Raw genomic sequence first — 14925 nt, 5'->3', positions numbered from 1 at the left:
GGTAGGCGCGCCGGGGGCACCGGCAGGCACCACCATCCGCGCCAGCGCCGACAAGCCCCTCACGAGGGGTGTTCGGTGTCCGGTTGTGGTCGGTAGCCGTTCTTGGCGTGCTGTACCAGCTCGTAGATGGCCGCCCGCAGCTCGGCGAACTGGGGGAGTGAGCGGGTGGTGATCTGGTCACGTTCGTCGGGAAGGGTGATGGGGACGTCGTCGAGGACGACGGTGGGGGAGGCGGACAGGACGACGACGCGCTGGCCGAGGTAGACGGCTTCGTCGATGTCGTGGGTGACGAACAGGACGGTGACTCCGAGGCGTTGCCAGAGTGCGCGGACGAGGTCCTCGAGCTCGCCTCGGGTCTGGGCGTCGACAGCGGCGAAGGGCTCGTCCATCAGCAGGACTTGTGGCTCGTAGGCCACGGCCCTGGCGATGGCCACACGCTGCTGCATCCCGCCGGAGAGCTCCCAGGGGTGGGCGTCGCGTGATTCGGTCAGCCCGACCGCGTCGAGTGCCTCGGTGACGAGGCGTTTCCGCTCGCCACGGGGGACCTTCTTCTCCTTCAGCGGGAGCTCGACGTTCTGCCAGGCGGTCAGCCAGGGGAACAGGCTGCGCCCGTACTCCTGGAAGACCACCGCCATGCCGCGGGGCGGTTCGGTTACCGGGGCGCCGTTCAGCGTTACGGCGCCCGTCGTCGGTGCCAGCAGGCCGGACACGCAGCGCAGCAGGGTGGTCTTGCCGCAGCCGGATGGCCCGACCAGGCACATCAGCTCGCCGCGGGAGACGGTGAATGTGAGGTCCTGCAGGGCCTCGACCGCGCGGTTGGCCCCGGCGAAGACCTTCCGCAGGCCGGTCACGTCCAGCAGCGGGGTGGTGGGGGCATCGTTGTCCATGGTGGTGTCCTGGGGTGGTGACTCGGATGCTGTCTCGAGGGTGCTCATGGGTGGTCTCCGGTGGGTGGCGTTACCGCTGTGCTGCCCGCTGGCCTTGGTACCAGGCGAGGACACGTGCCTCGCAGGCTCGGAAGATCAGTGACAGGGCGACACCGATCAGGCCGAGCAGGATGATGCCGCTCCACATCTGCGGGATGGCGAAGCTGCGTTGGAACTGGACGATGGAGAACCCGAGGCCGTTGGTCGCGGCGAACATCTCGCTGATGACCATGAGGATGATCGCGATGGACAACGCCTGGCGGGCGCCGGTGACGATGCGTGGGCTCGCCCCGCGCAGCACCAGCTGGACGAGCCGTGTGCGGCGGCGGAAGCGGTAGCAGCGGGCGGTGTCGCGCAGCACCTCGTCGATCGAGCGGACCCCTTCGACGGTGTTGAGCAGGATCGGCCAGACGGAGCCGACCATGATGACGAGGATCTTCATCCCGTCGCCGATCCCGGCGAACAGGATGAAGATCGGCACAAGGACCGGAGGCGGGATGGCGCGGAAGAACTCGAGGGCGGGCTCGGTCAGCGCGCGCACCGTCGGCCAGGAGCCGATCACGGTGCCCAGCGCGGTTCCCAGCGCAAGCGCCAGCGCGTAGCCCGCGGCCAGCCGGAGCAGGCTGGGCAGCACATCCGAGGTCAGCCGACCTTCCAGCCAGGTCGGGGCGAACGTCTCCAGTACCGTGCTCAGCGGTGGCCAGTACACGCTTGTGCTGCCTGCGGTGGCCAGCCACCAGATGCCGACCAGCACCGCAGGCAGCCCGGCGGCGATGGCGAGCTTCCTGCCCCAGGCGATCGCGGTCATGCGGCGACCTCCCTACGTACGGAGGGGTGCCAGCGCAGCACTCGCCGTTCGGTGCGGCGCACCAGCACGTTGACACCGACCCCGAGCAGGCCGGTGACCACGACCAGCGCGTACATCGTGGCCACAGCGCCGGAGGACTGGGCGGTGGCGATCGCGTTGCCCAGTCCCGGGCTGCCGATGATCAGCTCGCCGGTGATCTCCAGGATCAGCGCGACCGCAGCGGCGAGCCGGAATCCGGTCATCACGTACGGCAGGGCGGTCGGCCAGATCACCGTGCGCACCTGCGAGAGCGCCGAGAACCGGTAGGACCGGGCGGTGTCCCGCGCGACCGGATCGACATCGGCCACCCCGTACAGCACCTGCACAAGCACCTGCCAGAAGCTGGCATACACCACCAGGATCAACGTCGACCGCAGGTCCGCGCCGAACAGCAGTACCGCGAGCGGGATCAGCGCCACGGACGGGATCGGGCGCAGGAACTCGATCGTCGAGTTGGTCGCCGCCCGCAGGGCGGGAACGCTGCCGATCACGATGCCGAGCACCACACCAGCCACCGTGGCGATGGCCAGTCCGAGCGCCCAGCCGAGCAGGGTCGAGGTCAGGGCCTGCCAGAACGCCGCATCGCTGACCAGCTCGGCCAGGGCGGTCGCGGTCACACTGGCCGGCGGCAGGTACCGCTCGTCGACGAGCCCCACGCGGGGGACCAGCTCGAACAGCACCGCCACACCAGCCAGGCCGGCCAGGCCCAGGACGCTGTCGGGCACCCTACGCCGCGCCCCGGCCTGCGGTGTGCGGGTCGCTGTCGCGACACTCATGGCAGCAGCGCCTGCACGTCCGGCTCACTTTCCACCAGGCCGTGCTCGACCGCCAGATCCGCGAGCAGCTGCACAGACTCCTCGTTGATCTCGGTCGGCCACTCCGGCAGCGTCAGCGACTCGGCGGTAGCGGAGTCGATGTCGGTGTAGCTGCCGAGGATCTCGCGTGCCTGCTCCGGGTTGTCCTGGGCGTAGTCCAGCGACGCGTTCATCGCCTCTGTGAACCGGTCGACAAGGTTCGGATCGGACTCGGCGAGCTCGGTCGATGTGAAGTAGGCCGCCACCGCGAGCTCCTCGTGCGTCGCCGCGAAGTTGGACGCGACGATCTCGGCGTCCTGGTCGGTGGCGATGGTGACGAACGGCTCGACCATCCACGCGGCGTCCACGCGACCCTCCTGCACGGCGGCGGGCATGTCGGGGAAACCGAGCTCGACGAACTCGATATCGGACGGGTCGCCACCTGCCTGCTCGACCGTGTGGCGCACCGTGGTGTCCCCGATGTTGTTCAGCGTGTTCACGGCGACCGACCGGCCGGAGAGGTCGGACGCGTCGTCGATGCCGGAACCGGCGGGGGCGACGATCGCGCCGAAGTCGTCGTCGACGTCACCGGTCGTGGCCACCCCGGCGCCGGTGACCTGGAGTGGCAGGTCCTGTGTCTGTGCCGTCAGCAGCGAGGTCATGTTGCTGAAGCCGAAATCGAACTGCCCACTGGCGACACCCGGCACGATGGCCGCGCCGCCCTGGCTGGTCTCCAGCGTCAGCTCGATGTCCCGCTCGGCGAAGAAGCCTTGTTGCTGGCCCAGGTAGATCGGCGCGACGTCGACGATGGGGATGACGCCGACGGTCACCTCGTCGGTTCCGCCGCCGCCTGCCTGCTCGCTTTCGCCGCCACCGCAGGCGGCCAGTGCGAGCGCGGCCACAGCCGCCGTTGCCACGGTCGAGGTTCGCTTCATGGAATGCTCCGCGGTCGGGGAGTCAAGGGCTTATTGCTGTGCGAACGTAAGCAGGGCCACACCGGCGGTCAACGGAGGCCTTCCGTTCAGCGGAAGACATAGCGTGCTTCGCGTGCGGCTGCCGGCTACACCGAGGGGTCGTGTACCAGCCCGGGCGCGCGGTCGTCGGCGGACTCGTTCAGGCGCCGGGCGATTCCCTCGGCGGCCGCGCGTAGCGCGGGCACGAGACCGGTCAGCTCGGACCGGTGCGAGTGCGCGACGAACCCGAGCGATGCGGTGGGTGCGCCGCTGGTGTGCGGGATCGGCACCGCAACCGAGGTGGAACCGAGCGTCATCTCCTCGTTGGTCTCGGCATGGCCCCGCTCCTGGGTGCGCGCGAGCTCGCGGTACAGCCTGCCCCGCTCGGCGATGGTGTAGCGCGTGTAGCGGGGCAGGGGACGCTCACAGTAGGCGCGGATGAACGCGGGCTCGGCGAAGGCCAGCAGAGCCTTACCGACCCCCGTGGCGTGCAGCGGCAGGCGGGCGCCGATCCGTGAGATGACGGGGACCGAGCTGTGCCCGGACAGCTTCTCCACGTAGAGGGCGTCGAACCCGTCGCGCACGGCCAGATGGATGTTCTCCCTGCTCGCCTCGTACAGGTCCTGCATGAACGGCAGCGCGACCTCGCGGAGGCTGCTGGAGACCGGAGCCAGCAGGCCGGTCTCCCACAGCCGCAGCCCGATCCGGTAACAGCCCTGCTCGTCACGGTCGAGCGCGCGCCAGGCCTCCAGCTCGCCCGCGAGGCGGTGCGCAGTGGCCAGGGGCAACCCGGCGCGGCGGGCCATCTCGGACAACGACAGCCGGGGATGGGCCACGTCGAACGCGCCGAGCAGCGCGAGGGTACGTGCCGCGACGGTTCGCCCGGACTCGGAGCTGTTACCTGCCATCGGTGCGCTTCCATCCTGACGTGGGCAGTGCGGGTCTCTCGCTGACCAGAAAGAATACCCAGCCGGTCCCACGCGCAACCGTTAGCTTCCGTTCACCGGAAGGCCAGGCTCGTCAAGTGGTGCGCTCGCGGGTCAGCATTGCGGGACGTTCGACGGCGAGCAGGAGGAGGCGACATGCGTACGCAGGTGGCGATCGTCGGGGCCGGGCCGGCCGGGTTGCTGTTGTCGCACCTGCTGCACCTGCGCGGTATCGACTCGGTCGTGCTGGAACGGCGCAGCGAGACCTACGTGCAGGAGCGGGTCCGGGCGGGGTTGCTCGAGCAAGGGACGACGGACCTGCTTCGCGAGGCCGGCGTCGGCGCGGGCCTGGACCGCGAAGGGATCGTGCACGAGGGACTGCGGTTGTGCTTCGACCGCACCATGCACCGCATCCCGCTGACCGAGCTCACCGGCAAGAACGTCACGGTGTACGGGCAGCAGAAGGTCGTGCGGGACCTGATCGCGGCCCGGCGGGCCGACGGCGGGGCGGTGCACTTCGAGGTCGACGACGTGGCCGTCTCGGGTATCGAGGAGGATTCGCCCGTGCTGCGCGCCACCATCGACGGCAGGCAGGTGGAGATCGCCTGCGACTTCGTCGCAGGTTGCGACGGGTTCCACGGGATATGCAGGGACCGGATCCCGGCACGTCACGCGCGTACCTACGAGCACACCTACCCGTTCGGCTGGCTCGGTATCCTCGCCGAGGTCGCCCCGTCCACGGACGAGCTGATCTACGCCTTCCACGACAACGGCTTCGCGCTGCACAGCCTGCGCTCGGCCGAGGTCAGCAGGCTCTACCTGCAGGTGGACCCGGAGGAGCCGATCGAGAACTGGCCCGACGAGCGCATCTGGTCCGAGTTGCAGACCAGGCTCGGCACCGACGACGGGTTCGCGCTGCGGGAAGGCCCGATCATCGACAAGAGCATCACACCGGTGCGCAGCTTCGTCGCCGAGCCGATGCAGTACGGCCGGTTGTTCCTGGCTGGCGATGCGGCGCACATCGTGCCACCGACCGGCGCGAAAGGGCTCAACCTCGCGGTGGCCGATGTGAAGGTGCTCGCCGAGGCGTTCGACGACTGGTACGCGCGGGGACACCGCCAGGCGCTGGACAGCTACTCGGACACCTGCCTGCGCCGGGTGTGGCGGGCGCAGGACTTCTCGTACTGGATGACCTCGATGTTGCACCGCATGCCGGGCGACTCGGGGGCCCAGGCGCGGATGCAGCTCTCCCGCCTGCGCTACGTGGCGGAGTCGCCCGCGGCGGCACGATCGCTGGCGGAGAACTACGTGGGCTACACGCCGGGCTGAGCCTCCCGGGGATGCGCGCCGCTCATCCCCGGTCGCCGATACCGGCGAGCAGTTCGTCGAGGAATCCGCGCGCCTCGGCTGCGGCGCGTTCCGGGTCGCGCTCGGCGATCGCGTTCAGCAGGCCGCGGTGCTCGATGTCGTGCCCGGGCGCGGTGTGCTGCGGGGACGTGGCAGCCACGCTGCCGCGCACCACCTCGGTCAGCCCGTGGTAGAGCTCGGTCAGCAGGGTGTTGTGCGCGCTGCGGACGACCGCGGTGTGGAACGCGGCGTCGGTGCGGACGAACTCCTCGAACCGGTCCCTGTGCCGCGCGGCGTCACGCTCGTCGAGCAGCTCGGTCATCTCGCGGAGCTCCTCGGGGGTGTGGTGGATCGCAGCCAGCCTGGCGCCCTCGACCTCGAGGGTGCGGCGTACCTCGAGGGCCTCGCGTAGCTCGGAGCCGCACAACCGGTGGATGGCCCCGGAGACCTCGCTGGTCGCGCGGACGTAGGTGCCGTCCCCCTGGCGGACTTCGAGCAGCCCGCTGTGCATCAGGGCGCGCACGGCCTCCCGCACCGTGTTGCGTCCCACGTTCAGGGATGCGGCCAGCTCGGGCTCGGTCGGTATGCGGTGGCCGACGGGCCATTCACCGCCGGTGATGGCATCCCGGAGCTGGCCGATCACCTGCTCGACCAGCCCGGTCCGGCGAGTTGCGCTGAGGGGCACGTTCGTGTCCTTTCGCTTGGTCCAACTCCGGTGGTGATCGTGTCACGGCCGTCCGGTGAGTTGACACGGGTCACGTCGGTAGGGGGATCACTTCATCCAATCATCCTATGTCTGTCATGATAGCGGACGTGACAGCCGGAACGGGGATCTCGACACGCATAGACGAGGCACGGCCCGCGGCACGGCCCGCGACGCGGCACGGCAGTGCGGCCGGGGGTGGGCTCCTGCTCGGTGTCGCGGTGGTGCTGGTGGCGCTGAACCTGCGTCCCGCGATCACCAGCGTGGGTCCGGTGCTCGGCCAGGCCCGCGACGGCCTGGGTGCCTCTGCCACCTGGGCGGGGGTGCTGACCACGATCCCGGGTCTGTGCTTCGCGCTGGCCGGGCTGGCAGCCCCGGCCCTCGCGCGCCGTGCCGGTACAACCGCCGCGGTGGCCCTGTCGATGACGGTGCTGGCCTGCGGGCTGCTGGCCAGGGTGCTCGGGGGTCCGCTGCTGGTGCTGGCGGGCACGATGGTGGCCACGGGCGGGATCGCGCTGGCCAACGTGCTGGTTCCGGTCGTCGTCAAGTCCTCCTTCCCCGCCCGGATCGGGCTGATGACGGGGATGTACACCGCAGCCCTGCAAGGGGGCGGGGCGCTCGGCTCGGCGGTGACGGCGCCGCTTGGCACCGCGCTTGGTGGCTGGCGCCCGGCCCTGGCCAGCTGGGCGGCCCTCGCGGTGGTCGCGCTTGTGGTGTGGTCGCTCGCCGCGCGGGCGCGGCGTCGTGCCGGTCCCGCTGCGGAACGTGAGACCGCCCCGGCGAGCCACGGCCCGGCGCGTTCCCTGCTGCGCAGCCCCCTGGCATGGGTGGTGACCGTCTTCTTCGGGCTACAGGCCTGCCTGGCCTACGTGCTGATGGGGTGGCTGCCCCTCGTGCTGATCGATGCCGGGGTGAGCCAGGCGAACGCGGGACTGTACGTCGGCGCGCTGTCGCTGGTCGGCGTCCCGGTCAGCCTCACCGTTCCCGCGCTGGCGGCGCGGCAACGCAGCCAGTCGGGATGGATCGTCGGCCTCGGCGTCATCGGCCTGACCGGGATGGTCGGCCTGATGCTCGCTCCCGCGGCGGTGCCGTTGCTGTGGACGTTGCTGATCGGGACGGGAATGAGCGTGTTCTCGCTGGCACTGACGTTGCTCGCGCTCCGCGCCCGCACCGGGGAGGACACCGCGCGGCTGTCCGGGATGGCGCAGGGTTTCGGGTACCTGCTCGCCGCCGTGGGGCCGTTCCTGTTCGGGCTGCTGCACGACATCTCCGGCGGCTGGACCGTGCCGCTGCTGATGCTGATCGGGGTGCTGCTCGCCCAGATGCTGTTCGGCTCGGTCGCCGGCAGACCCCGCTACGTCTGATCCCCCCCCCCGGGGGGGGGGATGGAGCCGAATGTCACGTACGGCTCCTTCTACGGAACCAAGGTCACCTTGGGCTCCCCGTCGCCTCTGCGCTCGGTGGGTGCGCGGGGAGCCGGAGGTGACATCGGGCTCCCCACGCGCGTGCCTAGAAGCGGCGGCGGACCTCGTCGGCCTCGGTTCCGGTCATGAGCTTGTCCAGCAGCTCGATGAGGGTGGTGCGCTCCTGCTCGCTCAGCGTGCTCGCCCACGCCTGCTCGCGCTCGTTGTGCGTGCCGAACGCGCGGGCGATGTCCGCACGCCCGCGGTCGGTGAGGTCGACCCGCACGGCGCGGCCGTCGTGCTCGGCGCGCCTGCGGGTGACGAGCCCGTCCCGTTCCAGGGTCTTGACCAGAGCGGACACCGCGGCGCGGCTCGTCCCGGACAGGTGCGCGATGCGTTTGGACTCCAGCGGGCCCGCCAGCCAGAGTACGAACAGCACGCGAAACCCCGACCAGCTCCATCCGTGCGGACGGTGCACGGTCGCCTCGAGGTCGTAGACGAGCGCGCTGGTGAGCCGGTGCAGGGTGAGCACGAGCCGCATCGCCACCGGGTCGACGTCGGGCAGGTGCCCGGTGGCCTCGTCGACGGCGTAGTCGACGAACGACAGGTAGTCCAGCTGCTCGGCCGCTGCGGGGTCCGTGGTCATGTACCCCAGGCTAGACCGCGCTGAAAGACGCTTCCGTTGTAGTGGCGTCGGCGCTACACTTCTCCCGGAAGAGATAATCAAATCTTTGATCATTGAGGTGGTAGCCGTGGCCACGAAGGCGTTCGCGTCCTCCGGTGACCTCGAGGAGAAGGAACAGACCCTGGAGGTTCTCGCCGACGGGGTGTACGCGCTCACCGCGGAGGGAGACCCCAACGTGGGCGCGATCGAGGGCGAGGACTTCCTCGTCTGCTTCGACGCGCTGGCCACGCCCGTCGCCGCGGGGGACTGGCTGGCCAGGCTGCGCGAGCACACCGGCAAGCCGGTGCGTTACCTGGTGCTCTCGCACTACCACGCGGTGCGCACGCTCGGCGCGAGCGCCTTCGAGGCCGAGGTGATCGTCGCGCACGACAACACGCGCGGCCTGATCGCCGAACGTGGCGAGCAGGACTGGGCCTCCGAGTACGGCCGCATGCCCCGGTTGTTCAAGCAACCGGCCTCGATCCCCGGCTTGACCTGGCCGGACATGACTTTCAGCGACAGTGCGGGCATCGACCTCGGCGGCGACCGCGGCACGCTGGAGCTGCGCTACCTCGGCCGCGGCCACACCGAGGGCGACATCGTCGCGTGGCTGCCGCGCCAGGGGATCCTGTTCGCAGGCGACCTGGTGGAGTCGCAGGCCGCGCTCTACACCGGCGACGCCTTCCACCGCGAGTGGGCGAGCTCCACACTGGACAACGTCGCCGCGCTCGGCGCGGAGACGCTCGTCGGGGGCAGGGGAGCGGTGACTCGCGGCAGGGACGCCGTCGACGCCGCCATCGAGCAGACCCGGCACTTCCTCGATGTCATGCTCCGCGAGGTCGGCGCGGTGCACGCCCGCGGAGGCGCGCTCTCCGCAGCGTTCGACGCGGCGCACGCTGCGCTCGTCGACAGGTACGGAGCCTGGCCCATTTTCGAGCACTGCCTGCCGTTCGACGTCTCCCGCCTGTGGGACGAGCTCTCCGGCATCGAGCGACCGGTCATCTGGACGGCGCAACGCGACCGCGAGGTCTGGGACCAGCTGCAGGGCTGAGTGAGCATGGTCAGCACGAACGCCACGGCGGGCCGGGTCGCCGTCATCGGCAACGGACCCGTCGGCCAGACTGCCGCGCTGCTGCTCGCCCGCTGGGGCATCCCGGTGACGCTGCTGGACGCCCGGCCCGAGCGGGACCTGGTCGGGTCGAAGGCGATCTGCCAGCAACGGGACGTGCTCGACATCTGGGACGCCGTCGGGGTGGGACGCCGCGTCGCCGAGGAGGGGCTCACCTGGACAACGGCCCGCACCTTCTACCGGGATCACGAGCTGTTCGCCTACACGCTCGACGACCCCGGACAGTCGTGCTTCCCGCCGTTCGTCAACATCTCGCAGTCGCGCACCGAGGAGCTGCTTGACGAGCGGATCGCCGGACAGGAGCTCATCGAGACCCGGTGGGCGCACGAGGTCGTCGGCATCGAGCAGGACGGCACCGGTGTGCGGCTGCGCTGCGCCACCCCGGCAGGGACGGTCGAGCTGCCCGCCGACTACGCGCTGGCCTGCGCCGGAGCCACCGGCCGGGAGGTACGCCGGGCTCTCGGGGTGACGTTTTCCGGTCACTCCTTCGAGGACCGGTTCCTGATCTGCGACATCCGCGCCTCGCTGCCGGGGTGGTCGCACGAGCGCCGCTTCTACTTCGACCCGGAGTGGAACCCGGGCCGCCAGGTCCTCATCCACCCGTGCCCCGGCTCGACGTTCCGCATCGACTGGCAGGTGCCGAGCGATTACGACCTCGAGGCCGAGGAGGCCGGCGGGGCGCTGGACGAGCGCATCCGGGCGATCATCGGCGAGCGGCCCTACGAGATCGTGTGGAACTCGGTGTACCGCTTCCACTCCCGCGTGGTCGACCGGATGCGCGCCGGCCGTGTGCTGCTGGCAGGCGACTGCGCGCACCTGTTCGCCCCGTTCGGCGCGCGCGGCCTGAACTCCGGGGTGGCCGATGTGGAGAACGCGGCGTGGAAACTGGCGCTGGTGCTGCGCGGCTGGGCGGGCGAGGAGCTGCTGGAAAGCTACCACGCCGAGCGGCACGCGGCTGCGCTGGAGAACCTGGACGTCACCACGGCGACCATGGACTTCCTCGTCCCGCACACCGAGCAGCAGCAGCGCACGAGGCTGGATGTGCTCGAACGCGCGGTGCACGACCGCACCGCACACGCCGAGGTGAACTCGGGCAGGCTTGCCGAGCCCTACTGGTACGTCGACTCGCCACTGACCACGCCCGACCGGCGACGGCCTTTCGCGGGCCGCCCACCACGCGGCAGCACCCCGCCCGCCGGGCCGGGGATCCTCGTCCCGGACGTGCCGGTGTCAGCGCCGGAGGCCGGTGCCTCGCGGTTGCGCGAGCTCGCGCGGGACGGGTTCCTGCTGCTTGCGGGGCAGGGCACCGATCCCGCGATGGCGCGCGACGCGGCGGCGGGGGCGACGGCCGGGCCGGTGCGGGTGCTCGAACTGCCCACGATCGACCCCGACGGCACCGTGCGCCGCGCGCTCGGCGCGCGGGCCGATGAGGTGTGGGTGATCCGGCCCGACGCGCACACCGCCGCGGTGCTGACCGAGCCGCGGCACGCCGACGTCGCCGCCGCACTCGGCCGCGCCGCGGGGGCGGGAGACGGGGTGGCCGCGCGAGGACACGACACGAGGGAGCGAGCATGACCCAGGCACCATCCGCGCCCGAGCTGCTGGCCGGGCTGGTCGACGACGCAGGTCTGTTCCCGCCGACGGCGTTGAACATGGCCGACGCCGTGTCCCGGCACCGCGCCGACGCCGCAGCGGGCAGCCCGGTGCTCAGTCACCGCTTCCTGTGCCCGGCCTCGCGGGTCGACGAGCTGCGGGGGCACCTGGAACCGGGGGATACCTTCCACCTTGGCCTGATCGCCGACACGGGCGCCGACGGCCTGCGCTCGGCGGTCGGGGCGATCACCGGCGACGAGCGCCTCGAGCAGGCCATGGTGGAGTTCCCGCTGCGCGTCACCGGCGAGGAGGAGCCGCGCGCGGCCGCGCGCGCCGCCGTGGCCGCGGTCGAGGACGCGGGGGTGGCCGAGGACCTGCCGGTGTACCTCGAGCCGGTCGCGCTTTCCGATGTGGACGAACTGGTCGCGGCTGTTGCCGGGCGGGCGGGCACGTGGCAGGTGGGCCTGAAGTTCCGTTGCGGGGGTGCGACCGCCGGGGCGTTCCCGGGCCCCGAGGAGCTGGCGCGCGCCGTGGTGTCCGCCGCGCGCGCCGGGGTGACGATCAAGACCACCGCGGGGCTGCACCACGCTGTGCGCTACACCGACCCGGACACCGGCTTCGACCATCACGGCTACCTGAACCTGGTGCTCGCGGTGGCCCGTGCGGTGGCGGGTTCGCAGGCCGGTGCCGTGGCCGATACGCTGCGCAGCAGGGACACCCCCGAGCTCGCCCGGCAGGCCAGGAGCATGACATCGCGTGCCGCTGGGGCGACCCGGCGCGCGCTGGCCAGCTACGGCTCGTGCAGCACGGCCGTCCCGGTCACCGAGGCTGCCGAGCTGGGCCTGGCAGGGCAGCACGACGAGCGAGAAAGGTTGAGGGTTACGTGAGCACGACATGGGTTCCGGTCGTCGCCGAAGCCGGTTTCGGTGTGGACAACCTGCCGTACGGCGTGTTCTCCCCGCAGGGGCAGGCGCCTCGGGTGGGGGTCCGCATCGGTGACCACGTGCTCGACCTCGCCGACGCGCTCGGTGACGAGGTGTTCGCGCGACCATCGCTGAACCCGTTCCTGGAAACCGGGCGCGCGCGCTGGAGCGAGGTCCGTGCGCGGATCCGCGAGCTGCTCACCGACGAGTCGCACCGGCAGGTCGTCGAGCCCGCGCTGCATCCGCTGGAGCGGGTCGGCCTGCACATGCCGTTCGCGGTCGCCGACTTCGTCGACTTCTACGCTTCCGAGGAGCATGCCTCGAACCTTGGCAGGATGTTCCGCCCGGATACCGAGCCGCTGCTGCCGAACTGGAAGCACCTTCCTGTCGGCTATCACGGCCGGGCAGGCACCGTCGTGCCCTCCGGCACGCCGATCGCGCGGCCGTGCGGGCAGCGCAAGGCTCCCGGCGAGGAATCGCCGACGTTCGGTCCGTCGACCAAGCTGGACATCGAGGCCGAGGTCGGCTTCGTGGTCGGCACCGGAAGCCGGTTGGGGCAGCCGGTTCCGCCGAAGGACTTCGCCGAGCACGTGTTCGGGGTGTGCCTTGTCAACGACTGGTCGGCGCGCGACATCCAGGCCTGGGAGTACGTGCCGCTCGGGCCGTTCCTCGGCAAGTCGTTCGCGACGTCGGTCTCGCCGTGGGTCGTGCCGCTGGAGGCGCTGGCCGCGGCCAGGGTCGCCACCCCGGCGCAGGACCCGGAGCCGATGGACTACCTCACCGAGTCCGAACCGTGGGGCCTGGACCTCCAGCTGGAGGTGGAGCTGAACGGGCAGGTCGTCTCCCGGCCGCCGTACGCCGGGATGTACTGGTCGCCCGCACAGATGCTGGCGCACATGACGGTGAACGGCGCCAGCCTGCGTACCGGCGACCTGTACGCCTCGGGAACCGTCTCGGGCGAGGCGGCCGGGACGCGCGGTTCGCTGATCGAGCTGACCTGGAACGGCACCGAGCCGCTCCAGCTTTCCGGTGGGCAGCCGAGGACGTTCCTCGCCGACGGCGACACCGTCAGCATCAGCGCCACCGCCCCCGCCGAGGACGGTGGCCGGATCGGTTTCGGCGCGGTGACCGGGACGATCCGCGCCGCCGAGTGCGAGCCGGCGGGCTGAGGTGGTGCGCTGGAGGCGATCGCTGACGCTGCCGCGCCGCGGTGACCTGGTCGCCGGGCTCAGCGTCGCGTTGGTGCTGATCCCCCAGTCGCTGGCGTACGCGGAGCTGGCCGGGTTACCCGCGGTGCACGGCCTGTACGCCGCGGCCGTGGCGCCGCTCGCGGCGGCGCTGATCGGCTCCTCGCCGTACCTGCAGACCGGCCCGGTCGCGCTGACGAGCCTGCTGACGCTGAGCGCGCTCGCCCCGCTCGCCGAGACGGGCACGGCCGGTTTCGCCGCGCACGCCGCGCTGCTGGCGATCGTGGTGGGCGTGGTGCGCCTGCTGTTCGGATTGCTGCGCTGGGGCGCGGTGTCCTACCTGCTGTCGCAGCCCGTGGTGTCGGCGTTCACCGTCGCGGCGGCGATACTGATCATCGCCTCGCAGGTTCCCACGCTCGTCGACGGCGACGCCGGCGCGGCGAACCCGTTCCTCGGCGCGGCGCAGGCGCTGGGGGCTCCGGGGGCGTGGGACGCCGTCGCCGTCGGCATCGGAGTGGCCACGGTCCTGGTCGTGCTTGCCGGGCGCAGGATCAGCCCGCTGTTCCCAGCGGTACTGCTCGCCACGGTCGGTGCGTTGCTGCTCAGCGCGTTCGACGTCGTCGCGGTGCCGGTGGTCGGGGCGATCCCGGCCGGGCTGCCTCCGCTGGATCTCGGGCTGCCGTGGGAGGCCCTTCCGTCGCTCGTGGTGCCCGGTGTGGTCATCGCGCTCGTGGGCTTCGCCGAGCCGTCCTCCATCGCGCGCCGCTACGCCTCGATGGACCGCACCCCGTGGAACCCCAACCGCGAGTTCACCGGGCAGGGTCTTGCCAACATCGTTGCCGGGCTGTTCAGCGGCCTGCCCGCCGGCGGTTCGTTCTCCCGCTCGGCACTGAACCGGCTCTCCGGCGGGCGGACGCGATGGAGCGGGGCGGTGACCGGTCTCGTCGTGCTGGCGGTGCTGCCTGCCGCCGGGGTGCTCGCGGACCTTCCCACGGCCGTGCTGGCCGGGCTGGTGATCGCCGCGGCGCTCTCGCTGCTCGAGGTGCGCCCGTTCACGCAGGCATGGCGCTGCTCGCGCCCGCAGTTCGCGATCGCGGTGCTGACCTTCGTCATCACGCTCGCCGCGGCACCCCGTGTCGAGTGGGGGATCGTCGCGGGGGTCGTACTGTCGCTGGCCGTACACCTCTGGCGGGAGATGCGGCTGGATGTCACGGCCACGCACACGGGCACGACGCTGCACGTGTGGCTCAGCGGGGTGCTGTACTTCGCGTCCGCGCCGGTGCTGGAGGGGCGCCTGCTGGCCCTGCTCGCCGAGCAGCCCGATGTGTACAGGGTCATGGTGCACCTGCAGGGGCTGGGCCGCGTGGATCTCACCGGCCTGCTGTCGTTGCGGTCGGTTATCGAGCACACCCGCGAGTCCGGAACCGAGATCGAGCTCTGCGACATCCCGGACCATGTCGCCGAGCGTGCCGAGCGGGTGCTCGGCGACCTGATCCGCTCCTGATCGCCGGTCCCGTTCCTCGTTTCGCT

The 14925-nt window shown here is 71.2% G+C and carries 14 protein-coding genes; 7 read left to right on the top strand and 7 right to left on the bottom strand.

Translation table 11 applies throughout. From position 1 onward, the window contains the following. Positions 1–59 precede the first annotated feature (59 nt). The 5 genes from H0B56_RS13930 to H0B56_RS13910 all read right to left on the bottom strand — a co-directional run bounded on the left by H0B56_RS13930 (position 60) and on the right by H0B56_RS13910 (position 4428). Positions 60–887, bottom strand: coding sequence for an ABC transporter ATP-binding protein (locus tag H0B56_RS13930; RefSeq protein WP_219632766.1), 828 nt, complete (start codon positions 885–887; stop codon positions 60–62). A gap of 70 nt (positions 888–957) precedes the next feature. Next, the gene (locus tag H0B56_RS13925; RefSeq protein ID WP_180893450.1) at positions 958–1734 is read right to left on the bottom strand and encodes an ABC transporter permease; all 777 of its coding nucleotides are present in this window, start codon (positions 1732–1734) and stop codon (positions 958–960) included. Next, positions 1731–2549, bottom strand: a complete 819-nt coding sequence (locus H0B56_RS13920) for an ABC transporter permease (protein WP_180893449.1) — start codon at positions 2547–2549, stop codon at positions 1731–1733. Before H0B56_RS13920 ends, H0B56_RS13925 begins: the two co-directional genes overlap by 4 nt. Next, positions 2546–3502, bottom strand: coding sequence for an ABC transporter substrate-binding protein (locus H0B56_RS13915; RefSeq protein ID WP_180893448.1), 957 nt, complete (start codon positions 3500–3502; stop codon positions 2546–2548). Before H0B56_RS13915 ends, H0B56_RS13920 begins: the two co-directional genes overlap by 4 nt. Before the next feature lie 125 nt (positions 3503–3627). Continuing rightward, positions 3628–4428, bottom strand: coding sequence for an IclR family transcriptional regulator (locus H0B56_RS13910; protein WP_180893447.1), 801 nt, complete (start codon positions 4426–4428; stop codon positions 3628–3630). A gap of 174 nt (positions 4429–4602) precedes the next feature. Between H0B56_RS13910 and H0B56_RS13905 the strand changes: the two genes are divergently transcribed. Beyond that, a complete protein-coding gene (locus H0B56_RS13905) occupies positions 4603–5775 on the top strand; it encodes a 4-hydroxybenzoate 3-monooxygenase (RefSeq protein WP_180893446.1) in 1173 nt (390 codons plus the stop codon). A 22-nt stretch (positions 5776–5797) separates the two neighbouring features. On the opposite strand, the gene H0B56_RS13900 is transcribed toward H0B56_RS13905, so the two are convergent. After that, positions 5798–6478 (bottom strand): FCD domain-containing protein, encoded by a 681-nt coding sequence (locus tag H0B56_RS13900; RefSeq protein WP_180893445.1) that lies wholly within the window; start codon positions 6476–6478, stop codon positions 5798–5800. Positions 6479–6636: 158 nt separating this feature from the next. On the opposite strand from H0B56_RS13900, the gene H0B56_RS13895 reads away from it, so the two are divergent. Continuing rightward, entirely contained in the window at positions 6637–7860 is a 1224-nt protein-coding gene (locus tag H0B56_RS13895) for an MFS transporter (RefSeq protein WP_343063899.1), read from the top strand. A 145-nt stretch (positions 7861–8005) separates the two neighbouring features. On the opposite strand, the gene H0B56_RS13890 is transcribed toward H0B56_RS13895, so the two are convergent. Beyond that, positions 8006–8545, bottom strand: coding sequence for a MarR family winged helix-turn-helix transcriptional regulator (locus H0B56_RS13890; RefSeq protein WP_180893444.1), 540 nt, complete (start codon positions 8543–8545; stop codon positions 8006–8008). Between the two features lie 106 nt (positions 8546–8651). Here H0B56_RS13890 and H0B56_RS13885 point away from each other — a divergent pair, with 106 nt between their 5' ends. From H0B56_RS13885 to H0B56_RS13865, 5 genes are read left to right on the top strand one after another with little or no spacing between them, the layout of a single operon-like run. Then, positions 8652–9614 (top strand): MBL fold metallo-hydrolase, encoded by a 963-nt coding sequence (locus H0B56_RS13885; protein ID WP_180893443.1) that lies wholly within the window; start codon positions 8652–8654, stop codon positions 9612–9614. Positions 9615–9620: 6 nt separating this feature from the next. Next, positions 9621–11267, top strand: coding sequence for an FAD-dependent monooxygenase (locus tag H0B56_RS13880; protein ID WP_180893442.1), 1647 nt, complete (start codon positions 9621–9623; stop codon positions 11265–11267). Beyond that, on the top strand, positions 11264–12172 hold the full coding sequence (locus tag H0B56_RS13875; RefSeq protein WP_180893441.1) for a hypothetical protein: 909 nt from the start codon (positions 11264–11266) through the stop codon (positions 12170–12172). The genes H0B56_RS13880 and H0B56_RS13875 overlap by 4 nt, the downstream gene beginning before the upstream one ends. Beyond that, positions 12169–13377, top strand: coding sequence for a fumarylacetoacetase (fahA, locus tag H0B56_RS13870; protein WP_180893440.1), 1209 nt, complete (start codon positions 12169–12171; stop codon positions 13375–13377). Before H0B56_RS13875 ends, fahA begins: the two co-directional genes overlap by 4 nt. Positions 13378–13381: 4 nt before the next feature. Continuing rightward, complete coding sequence (locus tag H0B56_RS13865; RefSeq protein ID WP_180893439.1) at positions 13382–14899, top strand: SulP family inorganic anion transporter; 1518 nt, start codon at positions 13382–13384, stop codon at positions 14897–14899. Positions 14900–14925 lie beyond the last annotated feature (26 nt).

The organism is Haloechinothrix aidingensis, from assembly GCF_013450155.1.
Taxonomy (GTDB): domain Bacteria; phylum Actinomycetota; class Actinomycetes; order Mycobacteriales; family Pseudonocardiaceae; genus Haloechinothrix; species Haloechinothrix aidingensis.
Note: the sequence above shows the minus strand (reverse complement) of the source record. Positions and strands in the feature narration are given on the sequence as shown.

What these genes read in the sequence shown, in the direction of transcription:
- H0B56_RS13875 (WP_180893441.1), top strand. Translation starts at nt 11,264, where the DNA reads ATGACCCAGGCACCATCCGCGCCCGAGCTGCTGGCCGGGCTGGTCGAC.
- H0B56_RS13925 (WP_180893450.1), bottom strand. Translation starts at nt 1,734, where the DNA reads ATGACCGCGATCGCCTGGGGCAGGAAGCTCGCCATCGCCGCCGGGCTG.
- H0B56_RS13920 (WP_180893449.1), bottom strand. Translation starts at nt 2,549, where the DNA reads ATGAGTGTCGCGACAGCGACCCGCACACCGCAGGCCGGGGCGCGGCGT.
- H0B56_RS13930 (WP_219632766.1), bottom strand. Translation starts at nt 887, where the DNA reads ATGGACAACGATGCCCCCACCACCCCGCTGCTGGACGTGACCGGCCTG.
- H0B56_RS13905 (WP_180893446.1), top strand. Translation starts at nt 4,603, where the DNA reads ATGCGTACGCAGGTGGCGATCGTCGGGGCCGGGCCGGCCGGGTTGCTG.
- H0B56_RS13910 (WP_180893447.1), bottom strand. Translation starts at nt 4,428, where the DNA reads ATGGCAGGTAACAGCTCCGAGTCCGGGCGAACCGTCGCGGCACGTACC.
- H0B56_RS13915 (WP_180893448.1), bottom strand. Translation starts at nt 3,502, where the DNA reads ATGAAGCGAACCTCGACCGTGGCAACGGCGGCTGTGGCCGCGCTCGCA.
- H0B56_RS13880 (WP_180893442.1), top strand. Translation starts at nt 9,621, where the DNA reads ATGGTCAGCACGAACGCCACGGCGGGCCGGGTCGCCGTCATCGGCAAC.
- H0B56_RS13890 (WP_180893444.1), bottom strand. Translation starts at nt 8,545, where the DNA reads ATGACCACGGACCCCGCAGCGGCCGAGCAGCTGGACTACCTGTCGTTC.